The sequence below is a fragment of the Planococcus sp. A6 genome (genome assembly GCF_028823615.1).
GTDB lineage: Bacteria > Bacillota > Bacilli > Bacillales_A > Planococcaceae > Planococcus.
Genome location: NZ_JAPEHT010000187.1, coordinates 1 through 4,568, shown reverse-complemented (window position 1 = coordinate 4,568; position 4,568 = coordinate 1). Strand labels below are relative to the sequence as shown.

Genomic DNA, 4,568 nt, shown 5'->3' with positions numbered 1-4,568 from the left:
TATATGACGCTCGCCTCTTCGTCGTTCCGGACGACGCAAGTATTTGTCGCGATCTTATTGATCATGTGTTTGAGCATGCTATTTTTTGTAGCAATTGTGTTACTCGAAAAGCGGGTCATCCGCTGGAAAACGAGTGGGGGAGGGAATCCGAATGGCTGAATTGGCGATTGAGCAATTGACGAAAAGCTTTGACGGGACCGAAGTGCTGAAAGAGTTATCATTGAATATAGCAGACGATGAATTTGTCGCCGTGCTTGGCCCTTCCGGCAGTGGCAAAAGCACGTTATTTCATTTAATTGGTGGGCTTTATGAGCCGGATGCAGGAACCATTCTATTGGGCGGCGAGAACATCAACGGCCAAAAAGGCTCCGTCAGCTATATGCCGCAAAGCCCGTCGCTGCTTCCGTGGCGCACCGTTCTGGACAATGTTTTGTTAGGGGCTGAAATCGCTAGACATAAAGATCAGCAAGCAGCCATTCAAATGATGGAAAAAGCAGGACTGGCAGGTTATGAGCAATCGTATCCGCATCAATTGTCCGGCGGCATGAAGCAGCGCGCCGCCTTTATCCGCAGCCTATTGAGCCCGCAGCCTCTTATTTTGCTGGACGAGCCGTTTTCCGCACTCGATGAATTCACCCGTTCAGAAATGCAGAAGTGGCTCCTTGATATTTGGCAGCATAATAAACGCTCGATTCTTTTCGTCACGCATAATATAGAAGAAGCTTTGTTTCTCGCAGACCGCATTCTTGTGTTATCGGAAAAACCTGCGCGTGTCGTTGCTGAGTTTAAAGTGGGTTTCGCGAGGCCGAGAGCAGAAGACATCACTTTGACAGAAGAGTTTCTGCAATACAAGAAGGACATTTATAAAGTACTGAAGAAAGAGGAACCAAAATAGAGATAGAGAAGGCCGCTGAGATTTCTCGGCGGCCTTCTCTATTCCCTTGGTGAATTTTTCTCTTCGTTTGGATTGTTTGTTATCCATTTCCGTAATAGGCGATTGAATTTTGTTGCTTGCTGAATTGGCCAATCATGTCGAACGCCTGGAATAAGCATTCCGACCGCATTCGGCATGACAACAGGAGCCATTTTAGTCGAAGCGATTATGGCGCGCGATTCGTACTCTCCAGCCGCAAACAGTGCGGGCTTGCAGAAAGAACTATACGATGCATCGAGACGGAAGCGAATGATTTCCTTAAATATGGCTTCATATGTCTCGCGCGTTAGCAGTTGATAATTGGAGATGAAGTCAGGGATCTTTTGAGGTGGCAGGCGATAACGTTCGCGGGCCATCTTTTTGAGATGCGATGTATTGTGTATGTTCCGCTGCACAGCGCGTGATTGCAGTTTCAATAAAAATCCGTAACGCAACGGCTGGGCCGTGATGCCGCTAATAAAGAGGCTCAATACTTTTTCTGGGAAATGCTTAGCCAATTCCAAGGCGACATGGCCTCCTAAAGAAAGTCCCACTATATGCACAGCTCGATCCTTAATAACTTGATGGACAATTTGTTCGGCACTATCCGCTAAACTGACCCAAGGTATCGCGACACTTTTTCCGTGTCCAGGCAAATCAACCATAATTAATTGGCGATCGGAAAATGCGTATTCTTGTTGCCACCATATCCAACTGCTTGCGCCAAGCCCGTGGATGAAGAGTATGGGTTCCGCTTCAGTAAACGTGGACTCTGAGTAAGCGATCATATTAGACACTCCTCGGTTTCTTTTTTTAAAACCAATCGATCAAATGCTTCATTCCTTAGAAATGCGGCAGATTTTTTAGGGTCTTGAAGTGATCAAATAGCGCAGTAGGGTTTTAAAACGGTGACATAAAGCATAGTGGTTTCATCATTCCCCAATTTCAAAGTGTTTATTGTTTTATAGAAATACAATTTTTAATCTAAGCGAAATCGGAACTGAGCGTTTGGAGTATAGATTGCCAATATGCTCAAAAATAAACCTAATTCAAGCGATAAAAAGTGAGTTCCGTCGAATGAGAAAAATGATAAAATATTATCAAAATACTTTTCGGGAGGGGCAGCGATGGATACGTGGTTTGGTGCAAGATCCGATTATCCGTTAGAGCTTTTTTCCATCAGCCATCTAATCGTATTGGCAATCGCCTTAACAGGATTCCTGTGCCTGATCCTTTTGAGAGATAATTTAGCCGCTAAAGATGCCTTGTTCCACCAATTGCGCTGGCTGCTGTTTCTTGTGCTGCTCATCTCTGAAGTGTCCTATCAGTATTGGGCCGTCAGCCACGAGTATTGGAGCTTCGATCGTTATATGCCGCTTCATTTATGCGGTGTCGCTTCTATCACCGCCATGATCGGCTTAGTGACTTTGCATCCATTTTGGATCCGCTTGTCTTTCTTCCTCGGCATCGTGCCCGCGGCTTTGGCACTGGTGACGCCGGATATGCCTTATGATTACCAGCATTACCGGTTTTGGAAATTTTTTGTCCATCATACCGCCATCGCCTGGGCAAGTCTGTTTTTGGCTTTGGCTATGCCAAACGCACTCACATGGCGTTCGGTGTTTTCGGTTTATGGCATTTTGCTCGTCTATGCCGCGTTCATCGGGTTTTGGGTCAATCCACAGACAGGGTCGAATTATCTTTACCTGTCGCAGCGGCCATCTACCGTCTCACCCTTGGATTTCTTCGGGGACGGCGTTTGGTATTATATCAATTTATGCTTAGTTGCTTTTTTCTTATTTGCTGCTCAGTATGGGATATTCCGCTGGCTCTTTAAAAAAACAGCTTCTGAAGACAATTGAATCAGGTCATAAACTAGCTGCAGAGGACGGAAATGCTTCCGTTTCCGGCAGCTTTTTCGTTTTTCAATAGAGGACTATTTGCATATTTAGAGAATAGAAGGGGGACATAGCGAAAGGGGTGGGGGGGATGGATTGGGTAGTCGTACTGAGCTGGACATTGAACTCTTTGTTGCTGTTGAACATCGTGCTCGCGCTTGTCATCATCTTCAATGAAAGGCGGGATGCAGGGACTACTTGGGCATGGCTATTGATTTTGTTTTTCTTGCCGATTCTCGGATTTATTGTCTATTTGTTTTTCGGCAGGCATTTGACCAACAACAACTTTTACAATCTGAGCGAAGACGAACAATCTTATTACACGCGGCAAGTCGAATCACAAGTCCAGCGCATACAGACAGGGGAAGCGGAGTATGATGAAGAGCTGTTGAACAAATATGAGCAATTGCTGATTATGAATTTGCGGTCGTCCAAATCGCTCGTCAGCTTCTACAACGAAACCCGTATATTCTCTGAAGGCAACGAGAAATTCGACACAATGATCCAAGACATCAGCAACGCGCAGGAAGAGGTCAATGTCCAATACTACATCATCAAACGGGATGCGCTCGGCCAGCGGCTTTTCGATGCCTTGCTCGAGCGTGCCAAGGCTGGAGTTAAAGTCCGGCTCCTTTATGATGCCGTCGGGTCCAAGAGTTTGAAGCAGTCGGATTTTAAGGAATTGATCGAGCACGGGGGCGAAGTGGAAATCTTTTTCCCGTCCAAATTGGGCATCATCAATTTCCGCATCAATAACCGCAACCACCGGAAAGTGTGCATCATTGACGGGAAAATCGGCTATATTGGCGGGTTCAATGTCGGGACGGAATATTTAGGTGAAGTGGAGAAATTCGGCTATTGGCGCGATGTCCATTTGCGCATAGAAGGAGACGTCGTCCATCATATCCAGGACCGTTTTGTCTTGGATTGGAATTATGCCAACCAGTATAAGAGCCGCGATGACATTTTCTGCTTTCCCACGCATCAAATCAAGAACTTCTCGCCGATGCAAATCGTCACGAGCGGGCCGAATTCCCACACCGAGCATTTGAAAAACATGAAAATCAAAATGATCTCTTCGGCAAAGCGCGAAATCTACATCCAGACCCCATATTTCATTCCGGATAAAAGCTTTATGGACGCCTGTAAAATGGCCTTGCTGAGCGGTGTTAAAATGAATATCATGATTCCAGGAAAGCCTGACCATCCCTTTGTCATGTGGGGGTCCTGGTCGTTCCTGGGCGAATTGCTCGATTACGGGGCGGACGTCTATTTATACGATCGTGGTTTTTTGCACTCCAAGACGATGACCGTGGACGGTGAGATTTCAACTGTCGGGACCACAAATCTGGATGCCCGCAGCTTCCGCTTGAATTTCGAAATCAATACGCTGGTGTTCAACCGCCGGATTGCGCTGGAACTCGAGTCTTTGTTTGAATCGGATACAGCCGATTGCCGCAAATTGACGAAAGAGCTCTACGCACAGCGTGACTGGACCATCAAGCTGCGCGAAGGTTTTGCCCGCCTGCTTAGCCCGATTTTATAATTTGTGATAGTTACGTGTGGAATGTGGGTTGAAGAAGTCTACTAATCCAGTACGAATTAAAATAGAATTGTTTTTTCTACATTCAAAATTCAATGATCTATCTAAGTATTTGGAGAAGCGTTGGCTCGACTCCAGTGGTAAAGCGAGACGACCGAGACCCCGGAAGGCGCCTAGCGGCTGAGGAGGCTTGGGCGCGAGCCCACGGAAAGCG

The 4,568-nt window shown here is 46.4% G+C and carries 4 protein-coding genes and 1 pseudogene; 4 read left to right on the top strand and 1 reads right to left on the bottom strand.

Annotated features, from left to right (window positions below; all coding sequences use genetic code 11):
- Both ON064_RS17220 and ON064_RS17215 read left to right on the top strand, forming a co-directional pair.
- A pseudogene (locus tag ON064_RS17220) lies at nt 1-159 on the top strand (ABC transporter permease); the annotation flags it as partial.
- Nucleotides 152-895, top strand: coding sequence for an ABC transporter ATP-binding protein (locus ON064_RS17215; RefSeq protein ID WP_274625734.1), 744 nt, complete (start codon nt 152-154; stop codon nt 893-895). The pseudogene ON064_RS17220 and the gene ON064_RS17215, both read left to right, overlap by 8 nt.
- A 38-nt stretch (nt 896-933) precedes the next feature.
- On the opposite strand, the gene ON064_RS17210 is transcribed toward ON064_RS17215, so the two are convergent.
- Nucleotides 934-1,701, bottom strand: a complete 768-nt coding sequence (locus ON064_RS17210) for an alpha/beta fold hydrolase (RefSeq protein WP_274625733.1) — start codon at nt 1,699-1,701, stop codon at nt 934-936.
- 339 nt (nt 1,702-2,040) lie between these two features.
- On the opposite strand from ON064_RS17210, the gene ON064_RS17205 reads away from it, so the two are divergent.
- Entirely contained in the window at nt 2,041-2,775 is a 735-nt protein-coding gene (locus ON064_RS17205; protein ID WP_274625732.1) for a YwaF family protein, read from the top strand.
- Between the two features lie 127 nt (nt 2,776-2,902).
- Entirely contained in the window at nt 2,903-4,357 is a 1,455-nt protein-coding gene (cls, locus tag ON064_RS17200; protein WP_274625731.1) for a cardiolipin synthase, read from the top strand.
- The last annotated feature ends 211 nt before the right edge of the window (nt 4,358-4,568 follow it).